At 39.4% G+C, this 22150-nt stretch carries 21 protein-coding genes and 1 pseudogene; 7 read left to right on the top strand and 15 right to left on the bottom strand.

Annotation, left to right across the window (positions count from 1 at the left end; translation table 11 throughout):
* Nucleotides 1-67: 67 nt before the first annotated feature.
* The 6 genes from traD to M3080_RS03500 form a co-directional block, all read right to left on the bottom strand.
* On the bottom strand, nt 68-1591 hold the full coding sequence (gene traD / locus M3080_RS03525) for a conjugative transfer system coupling protein TraD (RefSeq protein ID WP_249091922.1): 1524 nt from the start codon (nt 1589-1591) through the stop codon (nt 68-70).
* A complete protein-coding gene (locus M3080_RS03520; protein ID WP_249091921.1) occupies nt 1588-2949 on the bottom strand; it encodes a hypothetical protein in 1362 nt (453 codons plus the stop codon). Before M3080_RS03520 ends, traD begins: the two co-directional genes overlap by 4 nt.
* A 280-nt stretch (nt 2950-3229) precedes the next feature.
* On the bottom strand, nt 3230-4105 hold the full coding sequence (locus M3080_RS03515; RefSeq protein ID WP_249092004.1) for an IS3 family transposase: 876 nt from the start codon (nt 4103-4105) through the stop codon (nt 3230-3232).
* Nucleotides 4106-4155: 50 nt separating this feature from the next.
* Entirely contained in the window at nt 4156-4569 is a 414-nt protein-coding gene (locus M3080_RS03510; protein WP_249091920.1) for a transposase, read from the bottom strand.
* A gap of 48 nt (nt 4570-4617) precedes the next feature.
* Nucleotides 4618-4992 (bottom strand): hypothetical protein, encoded by a 375-nt coding sequence (locus M3080_RS03505; RefSeq protein WP_249091919.1) that lies wholly within the window; start codon nt 4990-4992, stop codon nt 4618-4620.
* Nucleotides 4992-6068 carry a hypothetical protein gene (locus M3080_RS03500; protein ID WP_249091918.1) on the bottom strand — a complete coding sequence of 359 codons (1077 nt, stop codon included), beginning with the start codon at nt 6066-6068 and terminating at the stop codon, nt 4992-4994. Before M3080_RS03500 ends, M3080_RS03505 begins: the two co-directional genes overlap by 1 nt.
* 171 nt (nt 6069-6239) lie before the next feature.
* Between M3080_RS03500 and M3080_RS03495 the strand changes: the two genes are divergently transcribed.
* The 5 genes from M3080_RS03495 (at nt 6240) to M3080_RS03475 (ending at nt 11595) form a co-directional block, all read left to right on the top strand.
* On the top strand, nt 6240-7136 hold the full coding sequence (locus tag M3080_RS03495; RefSeq protein WP_249091917.1) for a YicC/YloC family endoribonuclease: 897 nt from the start codon (nt 6240-6242) through the stop codon (nt 7134-7136).
* A 17-nt stretch (nt 7137-7153) separates the two neighbouring features.
* The gene (locus tag M3080_RS03490) at nt 7154-8320 is read left to right on the top strand and encodes a nucleotide sugar dehydrogenase (RefSeq protein WP_249091916.1); all 1167 of its coding nucleotides are present in this window, start codon (nt 7154-7156) and stop codon (nt 8318-8320) included.
* An 8-nt stretch (nt 8321-8328) separates the two neighbouring features.
* Nucleotides 8329-9081 (top strand): glycosyltransferase family 2 protein, encoded by a 753-nt coding sequence (locus tag M3080_RS03485; RefSeq protein WP_249091915.1) that lies wholly within the window; start codon nt 8329-8331, stop codon nt 9079-9081.
* A gap of 11 nt (nt 9082-9092) precedes the next feature.
* Nucleotides 9093-9974, top strand: a complete 882-nt coding sequence (locus M3080_RS03480; protein ID WP_249091914.1) for an ATP-grasp fold amidoligase family protein — start codon at nt 9093-9095, stop codon at nt 9972-9974.
* Nucleotides 9975-10053: 79 nt separating this feature from the next.
* Entirely contained in the window at nt 10054-11595 is a 1542-nt protein-coding gene (locus M3080_RS03475) for a lipopolysaccharide biosynthesis protein (RefSeq protein WP_249091913.1), read from the top strand.
* Here the strand turns inward: M3080_RS03475 and M3080_RS03470 are convergent.
* From M3080_RS03470 to M3080_RS03440, 7 genes and pseudogenes are all read right to left on the bottom strand, one after another.
* Nucleotides 11592-12392, bottom strand: coding sequence for a glycosyltransferase family 32 protein (locus M3080_RS03470; protein ID WP_249091912.1), 801 nt, complete (start codon nt 12390-12392; stop codon nt 11592-11594). The two genes, M3080_RS03475 and M3080_RS03470, sit on opposite strands and share 4 nt — an antisense overlap.
* Nucleotides 12393-12397: 5 nt before the next feature.
* Complete coding sequence (locus tag M3080_RS03465; protein ID WP_249091911.1) at nt 12398-12949, bottom strand: serine acetyltransferase; 552 nt, start codon at nt 12947-12949, stop codon at nt 12398-12400.
* Between the two features lie 64 nt (nt 12950-13013).
* On the bottom strand, nt 13014-13979 hold the full coding sequence (locus tag M3080_RS03460; protein WP_249091910.1) for a glycosyltransferase family 8 protein: 966 nt from the start codon (nt 13977-13979) through the stop codon (nt 13014-13016).
* 206 nt (nt 13980-14185) lie between these two features.
* Nucleotides 14186-15439: an ISNCY family transposase gene (locus M3080_RS03455; RefSeq protein ID WP_249091909.1), complete on the bottom strand. Its 1254-nt coding sequence runs from the start codon at nt 15437-15439 to the stop codon at nt 14186-14188.
* A gap of 310 nt (nt 15440-15749) precedes the next feature.
* Nucleotides 15750-16646, bottom strand: a pseudogene (locus M3080_RS03450) (transposase).
* A gap of 18 nt (nt 16647-16664) precedes the next feature.
* A complete protein-coding gene (locus M3080_RS03445) occupies nt 16665-16802 on the bottom strand; it encodes a hypothetical protein (protein WP_249091908.1) in 138 nt (45 codons plus the stop codon).
* Nucleotides 16803-16810: 8 nt separating this feature from the next.
* Nucleotides 16811-17131 (bottom strand): transposase family protein, encoded by a 321-nt coding sequence (locus M3080_RS03440; protein ID WP_249091907.1) that lies wholly within the window; start codon nt 17129-17131, stop codon nt 16811-16813.
* Nucleotides 17132-17499: 368 nt separating this feature from the next.
* On the opposite strand from M3080_RS03440, the gene M3080_RS03435 reads away from it, so the two are divergent.
* Both M3080_RS03435 and M3080_RS03430 read left to right on the top strand, forming a co-directional pair.
* The gene (locus tag M3080_RS03435) at nt 17500-18873 is read left to right on the top strand and encodes a glycosyltransferase (RefSeq protein ID WP_249091906.1); all 1374 of its coding nucleotides are present in this window, start codon (nt 17500-17502) and stop codon (nt 18871-18873) included.
* 43 nt (nt 18874-18916) lie between these two features.
* Nucleotides 18917-19726 (top strand): glycosyltransferase family A protein, encoded by an 810-nt coding sequence (locus M3080_RS03430; RefSeq protein ID WP_249091905.1) that lies wholly within the window; start codon nt 18917-18919, stop codon nt 19724-19726.
* Between the two features lie 99 nt (nt 19727-19825).
* Here M3080_RS03430 and M3080_RS03425 read toward each other — a convergent pair whose 3' ends face one another.
* Entirely contained in the window at nt 19826-20242 is a 417-nt protein-coding gene (locus tag M3080_RS03425) for a hypothetical protein (protein WP_249091904.1), read from the bottom strand.
* A gap of 380 nt (nt 20243-20622) precedes the next feature.
* A complete protein-coding gene (locus M3080_RS03420; RefSeq protein WP_249091903.1) occupies nt 20623-21867 on the bottom strand; it encodes an IS1380 family transposase in 1245 nt (414 codons plus the stop codon).
* Nucleotides 21868-22150: the final 283 nt, after the last annotated feature.

The raw sequence follows: 22150 nt of genomic DNA, 5'->3' as shown, positions 1-22150 counted from the left end.
TTGAAACATTTCCAATAAGAAAGATTTCCCACAAGGTCTAGGGCCTAAAATAACCTTAATAAGACCATTATTTTGGTAATCGTGCAATAAGTTCAAATTTGAGAATTTCAGTGGGAGGGACATTGATGACGTTTGAGACTTCATCGATAAAAAGGCTGATTCTTTGCGAGTTCAGCGCAGAAAGTCCAAGGTTGTAGCGCCGACCGGCAATGTTGGCCAGGTCCGCGAGCCAAATACCGGCAAGGGTTGAGGTCACTGTTGGGTTAGGCATGGAATCTAAGTCAATGTACGAAACATGACCGCCATTGATCACTTTTTCAAGACTCATCACAGGACGCGTGTCATGAGGGTCTGTGATGGAAGGTGAGAGACTGTTGGCTAACTTACCCGTTGTCAACATTGAAAGAATTGGTAAAAGAGAGGCCGTGATTTTTGAGTAGTGTTCCCGATTGTGGCGAAACACTTCAATGAGTCCGTCAATAGCGGGGTCAGGTGCAAGGTGATGAAGCTCTGTTTCATAAAGTGCCACAAGCACCATGAGCTTATCGGAAACGGAGGGCATCGGCGGTCGATCGGCCTTTTCACGTAATTCGGAGTAGTTTTTTTGCCAATCGTGAGCAGCATGGTTTCTCGCATGTCGTTCCAATAAAGGCTCAAGCAAGTCGTGGATGCCGAGTTTTACGTATTTGGCAATTAAGGGCAAAGTTGGACGAATTTCCAATGCAATTAACCCTTGAGCAATGGCGTTTACCGCCATCCAGGCAAAATTGGCGATGCTTTCATCCATGTTGGGCGGAAAGGCTTGACGGATGCGCGAAGCAATTTCAGTGGCATTGGTGAAACTGTGCATGGGATCAAGTCTTACTCCGGTGTCAGGAAAAGCCGGGTGAAAAGTGAGGGGATCATCGCGTCCGCAAGCCCTGCAAGCATGCAAGATGTTGTCTTTTAAGTGTGAGGAATGTTTGGGATCAATCACAATGACAACATCGCCTCGGGCAATCGCTTGAGCAACCAGGTGACTCAAATAAACCCCCTTGCCCGCCTGAGTGGTTCCGCAAAGACAAAGTCCCCCTTCAAAGTTTTTCAAAGGCCGAAAGAGCGAGTCATCTATGTCGCTCACACCATGAATGATGGGTAATCCCGCTGCTTCATCAGGCAAAATTTGGTTGGGTAAAAGAAGGCTGCTAAGCCACTTGGGTAATAAGAGCTTGGTCCAGGCCAGTTTCATCAACTCATAGAGCTTTTGCGAGTGCTCAGGCCACCACCGAAAACCAATCCCAAGCCATAGATCATGCGGATGACCTTTCATGATTTTGTCCAGTTCTTTAAATGTCATAAAGGTGACTTTGGAACCGGATAAAGATGCCCTTGCCGTGAGCACTTTAAGTGCTTCATAGGAACGCTTCATCAGAAAAGCCACGGTAAGTGTCCACAAAATCGAGCACCAAGACAAAGGCAAACGGTGCGTAAAATAAAGCCATGTGACATAACCAAAGCCAATCGTCCAAGCGGCCACGGCATAACCTTCAAAAGCAAAGTGCCAGCAGTCATAGCGCTCGAAGGTTTGAGAGGTTCTTTCGCTATGAGTCATGAATTTTCCTCCTCGCAAAAGTTAAAGCTCAGTTGATCAGACGATTGGACTTCATGACGGAAAAAAGCGAAATGGGGGGATGGTTTTCTATGGTGAAGCGCCGTAAAAATTTCCTTAAACGATAAATCGTTACCTTCGAGCCTAGCTCCAAGACAGTCAGCTTTTAAAATTACTCCGCGCTGAAGCGATCCGTGAATATCGGTATGAGTCACCCAGAGCGGTTCACCTCGATCATTTTCATAGATGAGGTTATTGCTCAATAATGATGTCACCAATCGTTCGAATGTAAGGTCTGCACTGAGGAAGTTAAGATGGTCGGAGAGAAAAAGCCCTTCATCAATTAATCGTTCAGAAACTTTTTGGGGTTCTCTATTTAATAAATCAAAAATCGCGGAAAGTGCGGGATTTGAACTTTCATATTTTTCATTTATATGCCAAGTAATAGTGTTTTGTTGAGTAACCATCTGTTCAGAAGGAATGTATTGTGTAAAGACTTTATCCGTGGACTCTAAAATTTCACGGGTGAGCTGAGAAAGCGCGCAGGATTGCTCTTCATTAAGTTCAGTCTCAAAATTTCTCTTGATCGTTTTGGCGTATAAGTTCTTGTTACCGGTAAAGAAATGAGCATCAGATAGTTTGATCGCTTCTCGGGGCTTGGCGTTAGGGGTAACCGTAATCCAGCAGGTTGCAAGTCCCTTCTTTGAAGGAATTGTTAAACCGCTTTCCAGAAGGCAGCCAGCCCAAATATCCGGATCCGAGGGTAAGTCGGTTAAGCCGAAATTTTTGAAGTCATCAATGAGAATCGGGCAAATGTCAGGCCAATATAAAAAGAGGCCGTCAGCTCCTTTTCTTAACGGACTGTCTTTAGCATTAATTGCCCAATCATTCAGAATCCTTGCTCGAAGAATTCGAATAAGCGTGTTTTGCCAACCGTGTGGCGCTAAAACCTTTCCAAGTTTAGCTCCCATTTGTTCACGTTCAAGTTGACAGGCTCTGAATACACCAAGATCCCGCGCTTTGATAACGGACGATGGCACCTCTTCAAGATCAGAATCAGTGGTCAGGCATTTCATCAGTTCAATGAGGGGTAAAGAGCCGGCTTCTCCCAACCAAGCCATCGTTTCAGAAGCCAAAATGTGTCTGGCGTAGAAAAGACGTAAGTTTTGCCTGGATTGAGTAACGGGAGGAGCGCTCTTCCAATGAAGCACTAACTTGATTGAAGTGTTCTTTTCAAGTTTCTCTCTGACCCAAGTGTCATAAGGCATCGCCAAAGGATTAAAAGCCAAATGGCTTACATGATTGTTTTCACTGATATGAAAAAAGGCGTTTTCATGGATGATTGCACTTTCTGTGATCAAAATTTTCTCAAACGTATCCAGAAAAGAACATAATCCTGCTAAAAGTGACCTTGCCTGAAATTGGTTGACAGTTTTTAAAACTATGACTGACTTGGTTGACAGGTTTTTGATTCTTGCCTAATTTTCTTTACAGCTAAAAAACTAAAACCTGAACATGTTGACACCTTGGAGATATTTCCCATGGTGTCTTTTTATTTTAATCCTTTTTAAATCTCCTCCTTATTGTTGGCCCAAACATGGCTTGATAGGCCGTCGGCCTATCAAACGTGGCGGGAGCCCTTTATAACGTTTGTTCTTGGTTTGCCTGTTTTCTTTCACTGTACGTTTTCCAATGGCGTACAGGGACAGCTCCAAAATCATGCACCTCCGTCGGGGTTTGATAATCCAAACTCATATGAGGTCGGAGGTTGTTGTATGTCTCAATCGCCTGTGATACTCGCTCATAGCAGTCGGCATAATCTTTGATTTCCACCCCGTAAAGCCATTCACTTTTGATGATCCCGTTAACTCTCTCAGCGACCGCGTTTTCCAAAGGATCGCCACTTTCAGTCATCGAAATTTGTATCCCTCGTGACTTTAACCTGTCGACGTAACTGTAACTACAGTACTGACACCCGCGATCCGAGTGATGAATCAAGCCTTTTGAGTCTTCCGGATATCGTAGTGTTTCCAGGGCCATTTCTAAGGCTCTTTGGCAATGAACAGTTTGTAGTGTTTCTCCTAGAGCCCAACCAACAATTTTCCTGGAATAAAGATCTGTTATTAACGAAAGGTAGCAAACACCATCGGCTGTCTCTACATAGGTTATGTCACTAGCCCATGCCTGATTGGGAGCTCCGAAAACCTTATCACGGATAAGATTGGGATAACGCTTAAAGGGATGATTGGAGTCGGTGGTTTTGTAATGCTTGCGGCGTTTAATTCTCAGCAGTAATCCTTGACCTGAGAGCAGGTCAAGGAACTTATCTCTGCCAGGAAATCCCTGTTGAGAACCGAATTCACGTTTAACGAGAATGTAAAGCTTACGTGAACCAATGCGAGGCATCTGTTGCCTGTATGTGCGGACAGACTGAACAATCAACTCGTTAAGAGCCTGTCCTGCAAAGCCGTTTTCCTCAACGTGCTTGTAATAAGACTGTCGGCTATAACCAAACAGCGCACAGCATTTACCCAGACCAAAATGGGGATAAACGCTATGCAGCCAGCTTACTGTTTGGTGCCAGATTTTTTTCGGATCGGGATGTTGAATTGTTGCTCGGCCAACTCAATCATATGGTTGTAGGCCTCGCTGCGAATCTTTTCCAGCTCAAGAGCTTTTTTCAAGCGTTTAAGCTCTTGGAGCTGCTCTTGGGGAGTCATCGCCTTGAACTCTTCATCCGTAAGCTCTTTCGTTTTACGCATGATTTGAGTCTCCTCGATGTAGCGCCCAACCCATTGATACAAAACTTGCGCACCACTGAGACCATAGTGATGGGCAACTTCTTTGGCGTTGAGCCCTTCAGAGAGGAATTCTCTCACAATTCGATCACGGTCATGCTGAGAAAATCGATTTTGAAGACCAACAATTTTTGCACAATACTCTCGATAGGCCGGATCTGTCGAGTCTCTGAAATATGTCATTTGGCACTCCTTTTCTAATCAAAAGGTGTCAACTTTTTTCAGGACAAGTCAAAGTGCGGCGGCCTTTAATCGTCCTTGCAAAAGGTGCTGCGCCATGATGTTCTTTTCAAGCTGTACCGTGCTTTCCATAATTTCCACAGCGTAGGTAGCTGCTTGAATACTTCCTTTGAATAGCCCATCTTGACCGCTAAAAACACCGTTGGCGCTATAAGGTAAGTGTCCGCACAAAAGAGCTAATTGGCGAATGCAAGGTAAAATTTTTGAGTCCCAACTCCCGGTGTCCGAATAAGCTAATTTGAGTCTTTTGATCAGAGTATCGTGTTTGGTTAAAAATTCATTTATTTCAATGGGTTGCAAAAATGGGAGGAGGTGTTTCCCCTTTTTGTTTTTAGGGTGACGCTTATTAAAAAAGAGAAAAGACATTATGCGTACACTCCATGAAAGTAGTTGTACACGACAGTCTTTAAGCACGTACGGTTTGTAATCCCATTGTTAATGGCTTCGAGCATTCGTCGATGTTCATCATCTAACATGGGACTAACTGGAAATATCCCCATTTGTCGGATGGTGGGTAAGGGAGCTTGGGTTCCATTTCCAAAATAATCCAAAAAGCTATCAGGGAAGTGATTCTCTTTGACAGGGTGGGTGAATTGTGGGGCAGGGAGTTGGCCTTTAAGACTGAGCCAATAAAAAAGATTGACGCCTAAGTGAAAATCATCAGACTTGTTGGCGATAAAGGTCGGGGCGCAGCCGACAATATCGATTGCTTTGATGAAGGCATGGATGGGATTTAACCCAAAACGTAGCTGTAGATTAAAAAAACGGTCTGCTAAAAAAAGGGTAAACCGGTGAATGCAGTTTCGCTCAAGACTTCGTTTCTGAACAAAAGTATTGGGTATAAATTCACCCTCGGGGACAAATTGTTCACGGATATTTTTGATTAAATAAGGAGTTTTTCCGGTTAGTTCCGCAACAATCTTATGTGGAAGTTTAGAAGTAATAAGCTTTTCAAGTGGCACTTCAAGAGTGTTTAAATTCCAGCTCGGGGGAGGGGTAATTTGTTGATTTCTAATAAATTTCTTTTCATTCGGGTATCGATGAAAGATAGAAATGTCAGATCTAGACTTTGCTTTTAAAATATCCCAGTGAGTATGCGTTAATACTAGTTGATCGTGCAAAAACTGACCAACAGGAACCTTAGCCGTTGCCGTCAATGTGCGATGCACATCATGCAGTTGGTGTGAAAAGTGAAGACTTTGCCACAGACTCTTAATCCATTTGGATGTCTTATGGTTTGTGGGTCGCTGCGCGATTTTGAGAGAAAAGAAAGGAATAGGGTAGAGCCCCACTCTTTTGATGACGTCTTCTATTTTAAGTTCCTCTAATTCTTCAAAAGGGACATCGTAAAAATGGGTATCCTCCATGAGTGAGTAGCGGTGCGCTTTAATTTTGGCGCAGTTTAAAAGTGTTATGAAGTTGTAGGCGTAGATATTTTGCATTTTCCTAATACAAGCAAAAGTGTAAAAACTACGTGGGAGCTTCGTAAGGGAGCGCAGAATTGTAATGATTCACTTAAAAATTTAAAGAGTAAATGTAGAAAAAAGAGCCTTTATAACCGCTTTGCCTTACAATGGAGACTGTCGTCTTGTGGATCAAACAAAGGAAATCAAGTGTCGGTTAACAGTATGACGGGCTTTGCCCATTTTCAGATTGAAACGCTTTTAGGGGTGCTCGCCATTGATGTGAAAAGCGTTAATTCTCGCTATCAGGAAATTGCAATGCGTTTACCTGAAGAATTGCGTTTTTTAGAAGGTGACGTTCGTACCCTGTTAGCGAAAAGTGTTGCTCGCGGCAAGATTGAATGCCGGATGCAGTGGGTTGGGGAAGCGGTTTGTGAGCAGACTTTAAATCAAACAGCAGTGACTAATCTTCTATCTCTACAAAAAGAAGTTGAGGCGATTCAACCTGATGTCCGACCTTTGACTGTTTCTCAAATTTTGAGTTTCCCGGGAATTCTAGAACCTAAAAGCGTTGACTTTGATGTGTTAAAGACTCAGGTTTTAGAGGGACTAAATAAGACATTGGAAGTTTTCTTGGAAGCGAGAAGACGAGAAGGTGAGGCGTTGGCCGTTGTCTTAAATGGCTATTGTGATCGAATAGAAGAGACGGTCAATGAATTAGCACCTAAGATTTCTGAGATTATTACCAGCATCCAAAAGAAGCTTGAAGAACGTTTGGAAGATGCTTTATCTAAGACGTTGGTTGATCGCTCAACATTGACTCGTGAAGAGGTTAGTGACCGCATTCGTCAGGAAGTGATTCTCTACGCTATTAAATTAGATGTTGATGAAGAGATGAAGCGGTTGTTAACGCATGTTAAGGAAGTAAGACGCTTACTGAGTCATGGAGGTGAAGTAGGTAAAAGATTGGATTTCATGATGCAGGAGCTAAATCGTGAAGCCAATACGCTGGGTAGTAAAGCGGCTGCTATCGAAATGACTCAAACGTCTTTGACTTTGAAAGTCAATATTGAAAAAATGCGTGAGCAGGTTCAGAACTTGGAATAATTAAAAAGAGAATATAAATGAAAATTGCAGTTGTTGGTATCGGTTATGTTGGCTTGAGTAATGCCATTCTTTTGGCTCAACATAATGAAGTTGTACTAGTTGATGTTATAAAAGAAAAAGTTGAATTAATTAATAATAAGAAGAGTCCAATTGTTGATGCATTAATCTCAAATTATCTTAAAAATAAGCCTCTTAATTTAAGAGCAACCCTTAATTTAGATGAAGCTTGTAAAGGTGCAGAATTTATCTTAATTGCGACACCTACTGATTACGATGATAAAACCAATCGATTTAATACTTTGTCAGTTGAAAGTGTTTTGCAACAGGCTAGTGTAGTGAATCCTTCTGCAACAATCATTATCAAATCAACAATTCCGGTTGGCTTTACCGAGGGAATACGGTTGAAAGGGTTTAAAAATGTAATTTTTGTCCCTGAGTTCTTAAGGGAGGGACAAGCGCTCTACGATAATTTATATCCATCGAGGATTGTTATCGGGGATAAATCAGAAAAGGCAAAGCATTTTGGAGAATTAATGCTTCAAGGAGCGATTAAAAAAGACACTCCAGTGCTTTACACAAACTCTACCGAGGCGGAAGCGATTAAGTTGTTTGCCAATACTTATTTGGCAATGAGGGTGGCTTTTTTTAATGAATTAGACAGCTATGCCTGGAAAAAAGGTTTGAATAGTCAAGAAATAATTGAAGGCATTGGCTTGGATCCCAGAATTGGAAGTCATTATTGCAATCCGTCTTTTGGGTACGGAGGGTACTGTTTACCCAAAGACACTAAACAATTGTTAGCTAACTATAAAGATGTCCCTCAAGAACTCATTTCCGCCATTGTTCGCTCTAACAAAACGAGAAAACATTTGGTAGCGTCCCAAGTATTAGCAAAGTCACCAAAGGTGGTTGGTGTTTATAAGCTTGCTATGAAAACCGGATCTGACAATTGCAGGGCTTCTGCGATTTTTGACATCATTAATGAAATTAAATCAAAAGGAATCCAGGTTATTGTTTACGATCCCGCTTACAGTCAGAACAACTCATTAAGTTTTCTGCAATTTGAAGATGATCTTGCAAAATTCAAAGAAATTAGTGATGTGATTATTACTAATCGTTATTCCCAAGATCTTAAGGATGTCGAGACAAAGGTTTTTTCGCGAGACCTTTTTAGGAACAATTAGGATATGTTATGAGGCCGGAACTTGTTTCTATTGTGATGCCAGCATACAACTGTGCCCTATATATTGGAGAAACTATTGAGTCTGTTTTAAAGCAATCTTATCCGTACTGGGAACTTATTGTTGTTGATGACTGTTCGTCTGATAATACTAGAGATATCGTTGCACAGTATATGAAAAAGGATTCGCGCATTCGATATTTTTTACTGGAAAAGAGATCGGGTGTGGTTGCTGCCCGCACTAAAGCAACAGATGAGGCACGCGGAAAATATATAGCCTTTTTGGATTCAGATGATCTTTGGTATCCGGAAAAGTTAAAGAAACAAATCAGTTTCATGCAGGAGAATGGTTACGCTTTCACTTGCACTTCATATGAAAAAGTGAATGAAAAGGGTGAACCATTGAGAAAAATAATTCGTAGCGTTCCTAGAGCTGATTACGATAGAGTCCTTCTAGATTGTCCTATCGGAAATTCAACGGTCATCTATGACACAGAAAAGTTAGGAAAATGTAGAGGGCCTAACATAAAGCGCCGCAATGACTATGCATTGTGGTTGCGTATATTACACCGTGAGCCTTTTGTTTATGGCTTGCCTAATATTCTTATGCAGTACCGTGTTAGAGCAGGTTCTATATCTTCCAATAAAATACCATTGATTCGATATCATTGGATTTTATATAGGGATATTGAAAAATTAAGTGTATTTAGAAGTATTTTTCATATAGCTTATTGGTGTTTAATCAAAATTTTAAAAATAAAATAAGGATGATCGTGATGCGACGTGATAGTTTGCTCTATATGATTAGGCGAAAGCTGCAGGTTGTGGCTTCTTATGTTTTTCCTGATTGGTTTTTGTCAAAAGTATATTCAAAAGTCATTTTGGGGAGGGGGGTGGATTTGAATAATCCCCAAACTTTTAATGAAAAAATCCAATGGCTTAAAATTTACAAGTTCCCGAAGAATCCTCTAGTTATTCAGTGTGCCGACAAGTATAGAGTGAAGGAATATCTAGATGAAAAATCTTTACGAGATAGGGAGGTACCATTATTAGGTGTTTGGGAGAAAACTGAAGATATTCCTTGGGAGGCACTACCAAATTCTTTTGTTTTGAAGTGTAATCATGGGTGTGCTTATAACATTGTGGTAAGAAATAAAAAACTAGTTAATAGAGCAGAAATTTATACACAGTTGGAAGAATGGTTAGAAGAAGACTTTGGACGTTATAACGTTGAACCGCATTATTCTCAGATAAAAAAACATCTCATTCTTTGTGAAGAATTTCTTGGAGACAAGATTACAGACTACAAATTTTTCTGTTTTAATGGTTCGCCTAAATTTATGTATGTGTCGATCGACTTGATTCATGATAGAGAGGCAGAAATTGGCTTTTTTAACTTAGATGGATCAAAAATGCCAATGAAGAGAGATGACTACAAAGATTTGGAATCGATAAGACTACCACCTCTTTATGATCGAATGTTGTCCGATGCAAAAAGGTTGTGCGAGGGTTTCGAGTTTGTGAGAGTAGACTTTTTCGTTTTACCGCGAGGTTATTATTTTGCCGAAATGACATTTACTCCGGGGGGGGGCATGATTCCTTTTAATCCTCCGGAATATGATTATAAAGTGGGTCATTTACTCGAAATTTTGAAATAACTGTACTTATAGTCTTTTGCTATTACACGATGAGAGCTCGAATTATGATGTCAATAAACAGTAAGAATGGCATATAGGTATGGCTGTTGTTTCACGTACCGCAAGAGTTATACAAAATGCAAAGATAGCATTGATTTTCTATTGCATTAACCTGATTTTGCAATTTTTCTCCCGAAAGATTTTTTTGGATTATTTGGGAGCTGAATTACTTGGGCTAAATACGACCGCCCAAAATCTCCTACAGTTTTTAAATCTCGCTGAATCAGGTATCGGTGCGGCAGTGGCTTTCGCGCTATATAAACCTTTAAGTCAAAATAATAGGCAAGAAATTATTGATATTGTTTCGTTGCAAGGGTGGTTTTATCGCTGGGTTGGATTGTTTGTTATTGCAGGTTCGATCGTTTTAATGGCATTTTTCCCTTGGATTTTTGATAAGACGGAAGTGCCTTTGATTTATGCCTATGGGACGTTTATAGCCTTTTTATTTAGCGCGATATTAGGCTATTTTGTCAATTACAAGATGATTGTTTTGTCGGCAGATCAGAAAGAGTACAAGATTACTATTGAAACTCAGAGAGTAAAAGTTATAAAAGTTTTTATTCAGATGTGGGCTATATGGCAACTTCCTGATGGATATTTGTGGTGGATGGTTTTAGAGGTTTTTGCTTCTATATTAACTTCTATTAACCTAAATCGTTGCATTAAAAACGAGTATCCTTGGCTAACCTCACGTATAAATGAGGGTAGAAGTTTAAATTGCCAATATCCCTTTATTTTGAACAAAACGAAGCAGCTATTTTTTCATAAATTAGGTGGATTTGTTCTAAATCAAACAACGCCATTGGTTATTTATTTTTTTTATTCATTAACAGTAGTCGCAATTTATGGGAATTATCTATTTGTTATGAGTGCTTGTCTACTATTTGTTGATGCTTTAGCTCGAGGTTTTTATGCTGGGGTTGGAAATTTAGTTTCCAAATCCGATTGTAGTACCATAAAGAAAGTTTTTTGGGAATTGTATACGTTTAAATTGTGTGTAGCGGGAGTTATTACTCATGGGATTTGGTATTTATCAGATTCTTTTATAACACTTTGGATTGGAAAAGAGTATGTTATGCCGCCAGTCCCATTGCTCTTATTAACAATGACTTGCTTTATCCAAATGAGCCGAACATGTGATGTTTTCTTGGGAGCAATGGGTTTGTATAGAGATGTATGGGCTCCTATCATTGAGTCGGCTCTAAATTTAACTCTTTCAATCCTGTTGGGTTACTACTGGGGACTATCTGGAGTTTTTCTGGGCGTTCTCCTTAGCCAGATAGTAGTAGTAGTTGGTTGGAAGGGATATTTCTTATATATGTCAGGTTTTAAGAAAAGTGCGCGTGAATATTTTGAGAGTTATTTGAAAAAGATAGTGTTACTAACGATCGCTAGTATCTTAACAACTTTTTTTGTTGATAAAGTCATATTATTCAACATTACTAGCTTTATAGATTGGGTAGTTGTTGCTTTTCTTACTGTAGTTACAAATTGGATTCTTACAGGAGTTTTGTTCCTTTTGTTTGATGACTCCTTTAAATTACTGATACTAAGGGTTAAACAAATTCTCAGAAAGCGTTAGTATTTGGAGTAAAACTTTTTACTTAGATAATCAAGAACTCTTCTGAAAGTTGTTGTTACGCCATCATGTTTCAAAAAAACATAAAACGAAGATAGCATTAGTGGAATGCGCAATTTTCTGGAAAGTTCTTTAGCTTTTCTTTTTTTGTCCCTATTGAGCAATATCTTTGCTCGTTGAGATTCATCAAGCCAAGAGCCCAAATAATGGTGGATGGAATATGTATTTGAAGTCAAAATCAATTCATTAGATGAGTTGTCGAATGGACAAAAAAAATCAGAGGGATAAATATAAGTATTACAAATGATTTGAAATTTATTATTTGGAACTAATCCATATTTGCATAAAATTCTAGTTTCTCTTAAACAAACTGTTTCTAAATTTAAATTCCCACTAGGTAAAATGAATGAATCGCTATGAAAAGACTCAAGAAGCTCTTTACAAATCTTGTCGTTTTTAGGAGCAGCCCTAATCAGGCCACTAGCAACGTATCGACCTCCAGTTTCAAAACCCACAAACGCCTCAGGTAAATCATTCAAGGATTTAATTAGCTCTACATCCGTATCCAAGTAAATGCCACCAAAATGATACAATACATAATATCGGTAGTAGTCTGAAACGAATGCATACTTTTTCTTAGAATATGCTTCTTGGACATAGTTGCATATGGATAAATCTAAATTATTTTCATTCCATTCTATAATCTCAGCTTCAGGATGAAACCTTTTCCAACTTTGAATGCATGAAATAATCTTTGAATTTTTAGGTGAATTACCAAACCAACAATAATGAATTTTCATAAAAATTATATCCTGTCCTTATCTTTGCCCCTCCACTGGTTCTTTATATACCGACCTGGATTTCTATAGTTCAGAACCCTGGCGTAATTTCCAGCAGCCGTAGCATTTGAAGGGATATCTTTGGTAACAACAGAACCTGCACCAATCGTAACGTTATTCCCAATTTTCACGTCTTCAACAATACAAACTCCAGGCCCAATATAAACGTTATCACCAATTTGGGCAGAGTGTTCTTCGTTAGAACCGATTGTAACCCATTGGGACAAGTTGCAATTAGACCCAATAATAGCAGTTGGATTACAGACAACCCCGCATGTTCCATGTCCAATATACAGACCATAGCCTACTTTTGTTCGACGAGGGATCTGAATTGTGTCTTTAGACAAGTTGAATCTCCAAAGAAGTATTCCCAAATACTTTTCTATCCCCATACTATTGACTAGTCTGAACGCCACCTGCCACCTGAAAACACTACTAGAAATGTATAGTTTAAGAAAAGATAACATATCAGTTTTGCCAGTATATCGGTATAAATCTGATTTTACGAATTCATTCATTGTTGGTACCCTCATATTAACTTTAATAATTCCACGTTTTAACAAAGGAAATGTACCGTACAACCTACACTTTTTTTTGTTTAAATTTTTTTAATATCTGATGCGGTAAAATTCTTTTCAAGACTTTACGTCTAAAGCTACCCATTGGGCAGGTAAAAAGTGAAAGTCTACGAATAAATAATACAGATCTATCTTTTATCGGAAAAGATTTTACATAGTGCCATTTACTACCAAAGCAAGCTTCGTAGTAGGAAATCCACTCAGCTTTTAATGGACAGGAGTTCCCCTTTACCCACGGCTTATGAAAAGCAATAAAATGAACTAGGGTTGAAGCCATGGCATCACTTTTGGAGTTATAGTTTTCACCTAGAAGTTGATAGTTATAAGAATATGGCAGGATCAATATCTTATCTTTAAAGCAGAGGTTTAGAACATCCTGATCATGCAACTTTATTATAAGGCGATTTTCTCTTATAAAATTCAAAAATAAATGTGTTGCATTGATCTCACGCCAGTATGACAAATTTATCAACAACACACCTGAATTAATGTATTGTTTTAAATTTAGGCGCAATTTATTTACTTCTGATGAAATGTCTTCAACTGCAGCGAGCGCATAATTAGTTATATCCGTTTCCCATAATTTCTCCAGGGAATTTAGGCAAATAACATCAGCATCAAGATACAAAATTTTGAAGACGTCACTAGGCAGGTACTCAAGTATGAACAATCTTATGTAAGTTGCAAAAGTTAATCTCCCGTTTCCTTCATGTTCTAAAGACCACACTAAAAATCTCTTTATGTCTGATTCAAATGAATCAGTTGTATCAATCACTCTTACAGTTAGATTCGCCGATTTCTTTTCAAGACGTCTTAGAATTTCTTTATCTGAATCAGTCAAGCCAATACCTAAGACGTAATAAAAAATATTGCTGTTGATATTATTGCTAGCAACAGAATGGATTGTAACGCATAAAGGTAATAAAAAATTTGAATCAATACAACTGACAACAGATATTTGACGCATCATTACAAGGAATTGGAGTTTTACACGGCGGGATTTTACCTTAAATTTCCACGGGAAGGTATCAGAAAATGTTAGGGCAAAATAGAAATGTCCTATTGCCCAGCAAAATGGAAATGTCCGCTTTTAGATTTTTTTACAGGAATCGGCTAAAGAGGTGATCTTTAACCGATTATTCCAATCTCTTCGTTATTTCTTTTCAAAAGTATTCTTCAAGCCAATTCTTTTTGATAAAGCTTTAGCATTACGAATATCTTCGTCGCGTTCATGGGAAAAACTGAAGTACTGAAGTACTGACCGAATTGCTTCTGATTAATCACGACATTGCGAGACAGTTGATGGAAGAAATTGTTTAGATCCTTTCCACTCAACTGAGTTGATGTCGTTCTTTGGTCATTGAAAACTTTAAAAGGCAATGGCTCACCGGTTTTGCTCAGTAATACCGAGATCTTTCCTCTGTGATCGACCACAGTGACTTCTTGGTTAACCAAACCGCGACGAAGACTGGCTTTTCGAGTTTCTGTTTGAATGATGTAAAGCTGAGAGCGATAGCTAAAGGTTAAATTTTTACTCAAAAGTCTTTTCTGCCATTCACTACAAACCATTCTCAGCCATTGTTCCCCACCTTTGTAAGGGACATGGGCATTTTCCGGATGACTGGGAATAACGCCGAATTTTCGGTTATGAGCTTTAATCAACTGAGGAACTAAAGCATTGGCCTGCTCCAAACAATGGACTTTATGAAACTCAAAGGCCTTTACCCAACGATTCTGTAGCGTTTTATTCAGTCTTTCGACTCGCCCTTTTGCTTGAGGAGTACTAGCCAAGATTCCTTGTATGCCCAATATTTCCAGAGCTCTTTGAAATTGTGTGGGCACGTAATCCTCTTTGTCGTGTTTGGTGAATATTGAGTGCCGATCACTGTACATGGCCATGGGTAAACCATGCTCCAAAACATAATCGTGAATCATGTCTAAATAGTTTTGAGTTGTCTCAGCCTCGTAGAAGCGAGCCATCATAATTTGACTGGTCGCATCATCTATGAAAACGATTAAACAGTGTCTTCTGTTACGACTAAACCAATGATGAGGACTGCCATCAATTTGAATCAGTTCACCATATTGGTTCCGTCTTGGTCGAGGCGGGTGAACTTTTTGAGATTTATTCTTTTTCGTTTTCCTTTGACCCATTTCAAATTGAAGCCGACGAATGGTTTCTTTTGAAACCTTAATCGAATAGTGCTCTTTGAGATATTCAGTGATAAGTGATGGCCCCCAATTAAGAAAGCGCTCGGACAACAGCTCTATTATCTTGGCTTTTAAGTCCGGTTTTAAAGCCGCAATGGAAGGTCTGTTTTTTGAACGATGCAACAGTCCGCAAGCGCCTTGCTGTTGGTAGTGCTGAAGTAATCGGCGGATTTTTCTTTCCGATACTTCTAAAGTTTCGGCCGCTTTTTTTGGGAGCACACGCTACAGAACTTTTACACGTGTTTCTACGTCTTTGATCTTTTGGGGTGGAGATTGCATTGTTGCTCCTTACTTGAAAGGAGCAACAGTATGCACAGAATATTTTTTACTTAATTTTTCGCTTATCCTAATAGGACATTTCTATTTTGCTAAAAGCGGGCATTTTCACGTTGCTCTAACACGGGAAGGTATTCGAAAGGGTTCTTTTTGTTACGCCACGGCGATTATGTCACGGGATTGACACGGCGAAAATGTCACATCGCGGTTGCTCATACGTGTCAGGATGTTTAACATTTTCCGTTAAAGAGAATTAGTAACCAGTTTTGGTCCGTAAACAAATCCTTGGCAGGATCCCCAGGAGAGCCGCCTTGATCTTCAAGAAGAAATACTCCATATCCTTATAACCGAAGGCCACTCGTTTAATCACTTTGATCTTGTTGTTGGCTCCTTCCAATCACGCTGTATTAAACCCTAACCGTCCAGCGTGCATAATCCCCTCCATTCGCCTGGCTAGCATCATGGCAAAGCTCTTGGCAGACTTAAAGCGGTGCGCACGAGCAATTTGCAACAACAGCAAACGAGTGGTTTTGATCAAGTGCTTGCTGTCTTCTAGCATTCTCCTGTTCCAGATCTTTCTAATCATGTCTGCGATAGGGTATAGATCGGCCAATAATTGGTTGTCCTCCCGGAGCATCTGCAAGCGCCGCTTGGAATTGTCTCTCAGGCTACTTTGTTGACGCACCATCAACCACTCAGCCCCATTAAGGTGTTTGGCTTTGCTATTTAATCCATCCAACTGTCTTTGTAAATCCTCACATTCCCTTTGAGCTTGATCGCTTAGAACGCCTTTTTTCTTAGTCTTGAGTTCCTTTTGCCGTTTAGAAATTCGATCTTTACAGTCCTGCAGACTCTTGGTTTTAGCCGCTTTGAGCACATCCTGAGTAAAGTTTTTCATGACATGCACAAGGTCGTAAACAGTGGCGGCGTTGGGCAAATACTTTCTCACCATGGATGGGTAGGCGGCGTTCATGTCACAGCTCAGCGACTTGATCTGTGTGGCTCTGTTCTAGACCAGCAGTAAATCAAAAAATGGTCGAACAATTCTTTGTGTTTTCCCCATGCCAATCCAAAGAACCTTTCGTTCGACGGCATCCATGATGACAGTAGCATATCGATGGCCTTTGTGCACAGCGAATTCGTCAATCATGAGATGCTCAACACCACTTTAATCGAATTGACCGAACAGAGCTTGAAGTTGAATTTTGTCGTCAGTTTTAGCGGTATCCCAGGATACATTGCAATAGCGAACAACATCGGCAATGGGAAGTCGCAGTCGTAGTAAGGCTTGTATCCATTCCACCATGGCATTGGTTAATCGAGCTTTGGTTCCAACCAGGAGAGTTTCTCACATTGGTGACAACCACAATCACAGCGAACACGACGAATACGAAACCTCAGAAAAAGTTGCTCTCCAGCGTGACTCATCGGCATATCGCGGACTTCTCTGAGTGTACGGTCATGAATTTTGAGACAGGGTTTACCACAACGAGGGCAAATGGCTTGTCCTAAAGGTTCTAGATGAAAAATGGTTTTACCGAAGCTATGCTCGAAGCGAGCTAATTGATAACCGGGATAACGAGAAGCGAAAAAATCTTTTGCGGCGTCAACGACTGTGTGTACGATTCGTGCCATGGCTTGTTTTTCAATTGTTTAGGTCGGATTAAACAATCCTAAGGAAGGCACGCCATTTTTGTTGCCCGTGCCAAGGAGCCCAACGGGGCAAGCTCATGCGGCTTGACGCGCCGAAAATCGTATAATCCGCGGTACAGCTGAGGCAGAGAATCTAACCCGGCCTGCCTAGCGGCGAGCATTCAAAAACTTTTCCCCCTTACTTCTAAGTAGCCTGACCACCATATTTATTGAATTTTCCCTACTTTCCCGTGAAAACTTGAAGAACCTGATTGAAGGAATCTTTTTGTTTAATTTTAATCTCGTTTAAAATGTTCAATTGAGTTTTCCATCAAAATTCATAGAAGCCACCTAAAAGTAACGGACAAAAAATGCAATTAAATTCCGAAATTCAATCTTTAGCTATTCAACCAGAAATATGGAGCAAATTTTCTTACAAAGATCGTTTGGTAATATCTAAAAGAATAGTTGATTTAGAATTAGATGATGTTGCAACATTGATAATAAAGGCAATGCCTGCAAAACTTTCAAAGGTTCAGAGTATAACATTTGTCATAAACAGTTTATCTTCGGGAGGGGCTGAGAGAAATGGTATCAATGTTGCCAATCTTTTGGCGTCGGAGGGATATCAGGTTCAAATCATTTATTTTAAGAAATCGAAAGCGTCCTTCAATATTTCACCGACAATTCCGTTACTCTATGTTAGTAGTGTAGATAGTTCAAGATACGAAAAAATATACAATTTTTGCTCTAAACATAAAACAGATACAGTAGTGCTACTTAATCACTGGATATATCAGAATTTTAAAGATATTTTTTGGTTTAAGCTTCATAATTACCGGGTAATAGCACAAGAACACAGTAACTTTTACTACCCAATTTATAACGGCTTTAATTTGTCTTTGATAAATAAAAGATTAAGAGCCTATAAAGTCGTGGATTGTTTAACGTGCTTATCTACTATGGATGTTTATCTGTGGAAACTCTCTGGGATAAACAAAGTTTGTTACGTCCCTAATTTAACACAAACTCAACTAGAAGATATTGATTTTAATACTCGTGAAGCAGCAATTTTAATCCTATCAAGAATGACTAAAGTTAAAGGCCTTGATAGACTTCCTTCGATTATCTTTGGTATTTTATCAAAGCATCCCGAAATTAAGTTTTATTTAGTTGGGGGATTTGAGTCAATACGTTCGAAGTTGCTTTTTAAACTGGTATTAAGACTGAAATTAGGAAGGTTGTACAAATCTGTTATTTTTTTTGATTTTTCAAATAACCCAGAGGTCTATTTGAAAAAATCAAGATGTTTGCTTATTCCAAGCCATATTGAAGGTTCGCCAATGGTGATTTGTGAAGCAAGGTCAAAAGGGACCCCAATTGTTCTTTATGGAATGAACTATATTGACAATGCTCAAAATGGTGTAATTCATATAAAAAAAGATTGTGTAAAGAACTGGGTGGATGCCCTTTCTCGTCTTACATTAGATGAAAAAATATGGAAGATATATTCAAAAGATTGTTTCAATGGTATTGACCGTTGGTTTAGTGATTCAGTAAAAAAACATTGGAATGAAATATTTAACCGTATTTCTATGAGATCTTGTGAATCTGGACTTTATTCTATACCTACTCAAGATGCGAGAAATGCGATAGATGAGTTCTATTCAATGCTAAATTTCCTAAACACCCGCAAATTAGATATTTGGATAAGACTGAGTCGGAATTTTTTTAAAACTTTTTGAATGAAAAAATTAATTAGTGATTTAATGTAGTGGCAATAATTTTATGATGAAAGAGAATATTGAAATTATAATGTCATGCTTATTTTTTGAAGAAGATAAATTATTATCGGATTTATTATTAAAAAATATCCAGACTGATATTTTAATAATAAATCAGTGTAATGAAACTTTTTACAAGGAAACGCCGTTCCGAGATAAAAAAGGACTTCAACATAAGGCTCGCATTCTTTCCATCAAGCAAAGAGGCCTTTCTCAAAGTCGAAATTTAGCTATAGATTATGCTGAGGGGGACATTTTATTATTGGCTGATGATGATGAGGTTTTCGAAGATTCTTATCCGGAAACTATCTCAAAAGCATATGAACGTGACACAAAGGCTGATGTAATTTTATTTGATGTCAAGTCGAATCGTTCCGAACGACATTTATCTGATAAAGAGATGACATTAGGTTACATTGATGCAATGAGGGCGAGCAGCCACCAAATATCATTTCGACGTCTTTCGATTAAAAGGAAGGGCCTGCGTTTTGATGTAACGATGGGTGCAGGGACTGGAATGGGTGGGGGAGAAGAAAATAAATTTCTGTTTGACTGTTTGAGAAAAAAATTAAGAGTTGAATATTTTCCAAAACTTATTGCTTTTGTTGAACATTCTAGTTCCACTTGGTTCAAAGGATATACTAAAGAGTATTTTATAAATCGCGGATACTCGTCAAAAAAATTATTGGGAACATTTTTGGGGATGTTTTACATCGTTGAATGGTCAATAGCGAAGTATCATTTCTACAAAAATGATATGACCTTAATAAGATCCATCATTTACCAAATGAAAGGCTTATTATTTAAACACTGATTTTTTAGGTGTCAATTGAACTTTAAATTGATTCTGGTCATTATAAAGTTCGATTGACAGACTTGACTAAAGCAAGTGTTGTAAAACTGTCAAATAAACTTAATTTTCAATAAAGGGGCTCTCTCTAATCTCCCAATTTTCTTTTTTAAATAAACTACCTTGAATGCAAATTTTTTTTGTTCCTAAAAAATAGTTTGATGCATGTTTAGATCTCATCCACGAATTGGCCAAGACGGAGCAACGAGGTTTCATTTCATTCGATGCAATGGCATTTGTTACACCAATATTATTTTTAATAAGTTTTTGTACATCGTAGTTTGCAATAGGAGAATCATCTATTACTAACTTGGCGCGTTGCTTAAATCCTTTAAAAAGCATCAGCGCATGAAAACTAACTTTGGGAGGATTTCCATGCCAAGTTTTATAAATTTGTTCAGTCCTGTCCAAAATAATTTGAATTTTTAAAGTCCCATTAGTCATTTCAACGTTCAGCTGTCCAAAAGGGCTGAGTTTCACTTTCAACCCCCTCAGTTCAAAATAACCATGCCTGAGGGGGACTTTCCGGAGGTTTTATAGGAACAATGTCCGGTTCGTCAAGCCAGTCATTAAGGTCTTTGTAGGTCATTAGATCCAGTCTTATGTAATTTCTTAAGCGACTAAACGACCAAGGGTATTTTGATCGTCTTTTCAGTATCTCCAGTAGCAAAGTCACCACCAAAGCTGTCCATCTGTACCATTACAGCATTGAGTGTCGTTCCGACAAAAGTCTTGATTTTCAGGTTCTGTTTGAGCTTTTAAAAAAAAACAGATTTTCCATTAGCCGGATTGGACAATAATTTTGTTAGGATCAAAGAGCTCAGAAAGCCATTTTCGCTTTCTACCTTTGACGTAGAGAATCAACCTATCCGGCTCTTCATTTTTATTCGATAAGTATCTTGAAGGCACCACCAAAACATGCTGCAAAATGTATTGCATGCGTGTTTTTTCCTCAAATGTAAACAGCTTCTGCGAAACAAGCTTGCCAGGTTTGCTGTCAACATCGCCAAGGTTAATGCCACTTCCGTGGCCCAATAATCCTTCATCACAAAGCTGTTTAATCCGAAATCTTCCTTTAGTGCCTTAATCTGATTTTCGCAATTGGCTCTTAATCGATAGACGCGCCAAATCGTTGCCGCATCGTATTTCATGTTGGTGACTAAAGCGCTATAACGATAATGCTCAAAATCCCAGTCATCTTCAAACAGGCTCAAACTTTTTCCGATGGCTTGTTCTCGGATATCTTTGTCTTGACGAATAAAAATCACCCGATAACTTTTATCCCAAGACGACGCCTTGTAGCTCGCTTCTGAAATCGCAATGCCATCGGTCACGTCACACCAGTCATGAACTTGACCAATCGTGCGTTGTATCACCTGAGTCATTTTGGCGGCAATGATGAAATCGGCTTGCTGTTTCTCACACCAGTCAATGACTTTAGGTGAGAGAAAACCACTATCAGCACGCAATAGGCCAATACGTCTGGCACCCAAATGTGACTTTGTTTGCTCCAGGAAGCCTTCGATATTATTGGCTGTGTGAGAGTTTCCCGGACGTAGCCAAAAGTTGACGATCAAATTAGGTTCGGTGAGAAAGGCCAATAAGGGATGGTGGCTTTTTCGACCGTGATAACGTGGGTTATAACCGACCTCTGCGCCTTGCTGATGGCCAAAGCGGGTTATGGCTGTGGAGTCCACATCCAGCGTGACACAGTCTGAGACTCGGGCTTGGTCAGCACACCAACTGTAAACCTCAGTCATCAATACGGCACTTTGATTGGATGTAGTAAACCGTTGAAAAAAACGACTGAAAGCCTTTTGCTCCGGCATCTTAGACCAATCGCAAATCTGAGGGATCGCCTTATCAGTGCGTAAAGTATTCATGTGACAGAATCGATTGGCACCACAAAGAACGTTGGTGACAAATTGTTCGACAAGCAAACAGGGATCGTAGCCGCGATTGGATTGAGGGTGAGGCAAGGACCATCGAGCCAGCTGACTTCTAAAGCGAAGCGCTTTCAAAAATTGTGCCCAAAGAGCCAAACCACCCCATGCCGAAACGTTGTCGGCGTTGGAAAAGCTAATTTGGTAGCCCGGCTTGGTCATACTTGGTCATAGTCAGCCTCCGTAGGCACTTTTAACAAAAATTTCTATCGTAATATCAATGAATTACAACTTTTATTTCTAATGGAATCCCATTAGAAAAATGATACTTTAAAAGTCCCCTTCAGGTCTAATGGAAAATTCGGGTTTATTAACCGGGAGACTGGGTTGAAAATGAGGAAGGTTTGGCAGGCGGTTTGTGCGGCAGGAGTTTTTAATAGCATTTCTTCCTTGTGAATAATTTAGGGCTATTGTGGCAGGCGCTAGATATTCATTCATAGCGGAA

It is taken from the genome of Parasutterella secunda (assembly GCF_023336895.1).
Taxonomy (GTDB): Bacteria; Pseudomonadota; Gammaproteobacteria; order Burkholderiales; family Burkholderiaceae_F; genus Aphodousia; species Aphodousia faecalis.
The sequence above is the reverse complement of the archived record's forward strand: the minus strand, read 5'-3'. Positions and strand labels throughout refer to the sequence as shown.